General features: G+C 56.4%; 5 protein-coding genes. 3 read left to right on the forward strand and 2 right to left on the reverse strand.

Features of this window, described 5'->3' with window-relative positions:
• Window positions 1-3: 3 nt before the first annotated feature.
• The 3 genes from AC1D1Z_RS34985 to AC1D1Z_RS34995 all read left to right on the forward strand — a co-directional run bounded on the left by AC1D1Z_RS34985 (window position 4) and on the right by AC1D1Z_RS34995 (window position 2,286).
• Window positions 4-1,098 (forward strand): amidase family protein, encoded by a 1,095-nt coding sequence (locus AC1D1Z_RS34985; protein ID WP_477853371.1) that lies wholly within the window; start codon window positions 4-6, stop codon window positions 1,096-1,098.
• Between the two features lie 54 nt (window positions 1,099-1,152).
• Window positions 1,153-1,641, forward strand: coding sequence for a DUF302 domain-containing protein (locus tag AC1D1Z_RS34990; protein ID WP_477853366.1), 489 nt, complete (start codon window positions 1,153-1,155; stop codon window positions 1,639-1,641).
• A gap of 72 nt (window positions 1,642-1,713) precedes the next feature.
• A complete protein-coding gene (locus AC1D1Z_RS34995; protein WP_477853368.1) occupies window positions 1,714-2,286 on the forward strand; it encodes a TetR/AcrR family transcriptional regulator in 573 nt (190 codons plus the stop codon).
• Between the two features lie 276 nt (window positions 2,287-2,562).
• Here the strand turns inward: AC1D1Z_RS34995 and AC1D1Z_RS35000 are convergent, their stop codons facing one another.
• Together AC1D1Z_RS35000 and AC1D1Z_RS35005 are read right to left on the reverse strand one after the other, a co-directional pair.
• The gene (locus AC1D1Z_RS35000) at window positions 2,563-2,964 is read right to left on the reverse strand and encodes a ubiquitination-like system serine protease family protein (RefSeq protein ID WP_222335651.1); all 402 of its coding nucleotides are present in this window, start codon (window positions 2,962-2,964) and stop codon (window positions 2,563-2,565) included.
• Window positions 2,961-3,804, reverse strand: an 844-nt coding sequence (locus AC1D1Z_RS35005) for a ThiF family adenylyltransferase (protein WP_477853370.1), incomplete at its 5' end; no start/stop codon positions are given. The genes AC1D1Z_RS35000 and AC1D1Z_RS35005, both read right to left, overlap by 4 nt.

Consider the following 3,804-nt stretch of genomic DNA (forward strand, 5'->3'; position numbering starts at 1 on the left):
GAGGTGGATGGCGCGATCAAAGAGGCTGGCGCGATCGTTTTCGGAAAGAACAACCTTGTCGAGATGTCCTTCGGGTTGACCGGCGACAACAATCCGTATGGCCAGGTGAAAAATCCTCGCGCTCCTAGTCGCGTCAGTGGTGGGTCCTCAAGCGGGTCCGCGGCGGCCGTTGCCGCTGGCATCGTGCCCGCAGCGTTCGGAGGAGACACCATCGGTTCAATCCGGGTGCCGGCATCGTTGTGTGGCGTCGTTGGCTTCAAGCCGACGACAGGGCGTTGGCCACGAGGCGGCGTTGCTCCGATTTCCCATGTTCTCGACACGACGGGCGTGTTCGCTCGCACGGTCGAAGACTGCGAGCTCATCGACCAGGTCGTCACGAAGGATCCTGCACCGATGGCCACCGAATTGGGTGACCTGAAGGGCGTGAAGTTCGCCTATGCGCCCAAGCAATATCTCGACCTCATCGATCCCGAGGTCGAGGGACGTTTCAACAACGTCATTCACAGACTGCGCGATGCCGGCGCCGAAATCGTCGAAATTGATTTCGGAGAAGAGTTCTCGGCGCTCGCCGACACGACAACCTGGAACATCTTCTTCCGTGAGACGATGGGTGCGATATCCGCGTTTCTCAGAGAGAACGGTATTCCCACCTCCTTCGAGGAAATTTACCGGGACCTCAAGCCGGGCCTGAAAGAAGCGTGGCAGCACCATGTTCTGCCAAGTGGCTCCAAATGGCTCTCTGAAGACAGCTATAGCGCGGTATTGGCCAAGGACCGGCCGAAACTTCAGCGGTTGTTCAGCGATGCATTTGCGGCAAGCGGGGCTGAGGCGCTTCTCCTCCCGACGACACCTTGCACCGCACCCGAGATCGGAAAGGAAAACCAGTTTCTGATCGCAGGGCAGGAAGTGACCTTCGCTGCCTTGGCGAAGAACACTGTCCCAGCAAGTGGTGCCGGCCTACCGGGGATCAGCCTTCCGATGGGCAACGCGGGCAACGGCCTTCCAATCGGCCTTGAAATCGATGCTCCCTTTGGCGGGGATCGCAGGTTGCTGTCAGTCGCCCGTCAAGTGGAAGCGCTTGATATCTCGTCTCTCTGAAGACCAGCAGCAAAAGACGAACAGACACACGAACCCAACGTAGAAGGCATGAGAATGGCAAGCAAATCGGTCGACATCCAGACGATTGAAGTAGAACACGTTACAATCCACTCCAGCAAAGGCTTCGACGCCGTCAAGTCGAACCTGGAAAGTATGATTCCCAGGATCGACGACGGGATCTTTACGCTCCTTCGTTATCGCGAAACGACCCGAGCGCTTCGTGAACTCGAGGCGCTCCCGCCGCTATCGATTTTCGGATTTCGAGATCACGGCGCTGCGGTTCAAGTAGCCGGTCTTCAGCGTCAGGCGATACAATACGACATAGGCAATCCGCTTACCGCGACAAARATGACCCGGCATCGCATCTCTGCCGGCCTCTATGCACCTATCCGTGTGCTCCTTCGCGAGGACAGCGACGGTGTCGCATTCGAGTATGATCGGCCGGTCTCCACCTTCGGCCAGTTCGGGGACCCCGAAGTCAATGAAGTCGCGAGAAATCTTGATAAAGATCTGCAATCCGTGCTCGAATCTGCAGCATCGTAACCTGTCGTAAGCCGCTGCTTTAATCGCGAGAACGATGTAATGCAGAGGCCTAACCATTTACGGAACACATAGATGCGCTTTGAAAAGGGTCACAAGGAAAGCACGCGACGCCGAATTATCGACGTCGCTTCCAAGCGTTTTCGCAGAGAAGGTGCGGCAGCATCGGGCCTGGCAGGAATCATGTCGGAGGCCGGCCTGACAAACGGGGCATTTTATCCGCATTTCGATTCAAAAGAGACGCTCGTGAAGGAGGCCGTTGTCAGCGCTCTGAATGATCAGCTCGCAAATTTGGAGCAGGCCCTAACAGCAAACCGTGGAATTGAAGATGTCATTCGCGATTATTTGAACGTTGCCCATCTGCAAGGTAGCGAAGATGGCTGCCCATCGGCCGCACTCTTGCCTGAAATCGGGCGTCAACCGGATTCGACTCGAAAGGCTTACGAGGATGGATTGGCGCGTTATATCGAGGCACTCGCGTCGTATCTTCCAGCCTCGCCGTCGTCCTCACCATCCGAGCGCGCAATGGCGATGTTCAGCTTAATGGTAGGCACACTTCAGATTGCGCGAGCCGTTTCCGATCCATCGAGGGCGGCGGAAATCCTCGAAGGTGGAGTCCAGGCCGCACTGGCCCTGGCAAAGACATAGCCAGGGAACAGCTCTATCAGGAAACGTTGCTATTGAGCGATGTGATCCGCCGACGTGCTATCGAATCAACAGACGATCCAAAAACTTGGCTTGACCGTGACGACTATTTTTGGACGATAGCGAACTGTCTGGTCCCGAATGCGGACACTCCAGCGTCCGGTGTCCTAGCGGAACTGGCCGCGAGGATATATCCGCCGCCTCGTGCCAGCTCGTTACGTTAAAGCTCGGACCCGCAAGGAAGGAGCATCACAGTGGCCCACTCTCCGCTTCAATGAGTTACCGAAATATACCGCGAAGCCATTTGCCAAGCCGGACCCACCATTTGCGGTCGTGCGCGCGGGCGGCATAATGGATCGCACGGCGGCGCTGTTCGGCATTACGGCCAGCCTTTATTTGCGCCTCGCTCCATTGTCCTGCCCATAGGGTCTTACCACCTGTGATGACGTAGTGCGAACGGCATGGCAGCTGCCAGTTCCCGATTGAGGGAACGACAGTAGGACCGTGGCCGGTATCATTCACTTGCCACTCAGTGGGACCGAGCGGCGTCGTGACCTTCGTTCCGCAGCCACATGCACAAAGGTGGGCGGCGATGTCAAACTCGGCGGCAACGTATAGGACGCCGGGCTCGAGTGCCTTGGGAATGTACTGCACGCGATTGAGGCGAAAGGACTCGATCATTGCGGTTCACCATGAATCTTGATGTCGTTCACCTTGAAGAGCATGTGATCGAAGTGGTTCTCGTCCAGATAAAATCCCATGATTTGCTTATACCGAATTACAGCAAGGCAGGCATTAAGGGCATTAAGCTCGGCAATTTGCACCGTGACGCGATACTCATCGTCGGGGCGATCGGAAAGCTCGGCCAAGTTTCGATCTCGCATCTCTTGGGCCCGGTTCGGCTCATAGTACGTGGCGCGCAACGTGCCGTTGATCGCGTGCTGCTTTCGATTGAGGCCCATGCCGACGTCAACGAACGGGATTTGCAACTTCGTCAGCAGATCGAAAATCCCACGCCGCGAGCTGCCCTTGTCAACGCAAACAAATGCAAATGTGACGTCCTTCAAGTCCTCTATACAGGACTCGTCTATGAATTTTGGCAAGAGCGTGAGGCCATGCCGGAAGTTCTCGTAGCGGCCCTGGTACACTTCTGCCTTTGCACGATCGAGTTCGCCTTCATCTGAAAGCTTTCCCGGTGATCGAAAAGCGTTGTGAACGTGATAGGGATCGCGGTCGAACCCGATAATGCGTGCGACCGGCGTCTTGACCATGTAATCAAGGACGTACGAGCCGGTGCCGCCGAGGCCGATGATGGCGATGACCTCATCTTTGAAGACCTGCACAAGATCGCCGATCTCCGCGCGGCTGGTCAGCGTATCGGCGAACTTGAAGATGGATTCTTCGTCTTCCGATTTCACCTTCCGGAAGGTGAGAGGATTCGCGCCGTAGCGTTCCATTGCGGGGCCACAGAGAATGGCCACGTAACGATCGATCTTCGCGACATGATCAACATAGCCACCC

It is taken from the genome of Rhizobium sp. P1_E1 (assembly GCF_056406015.1).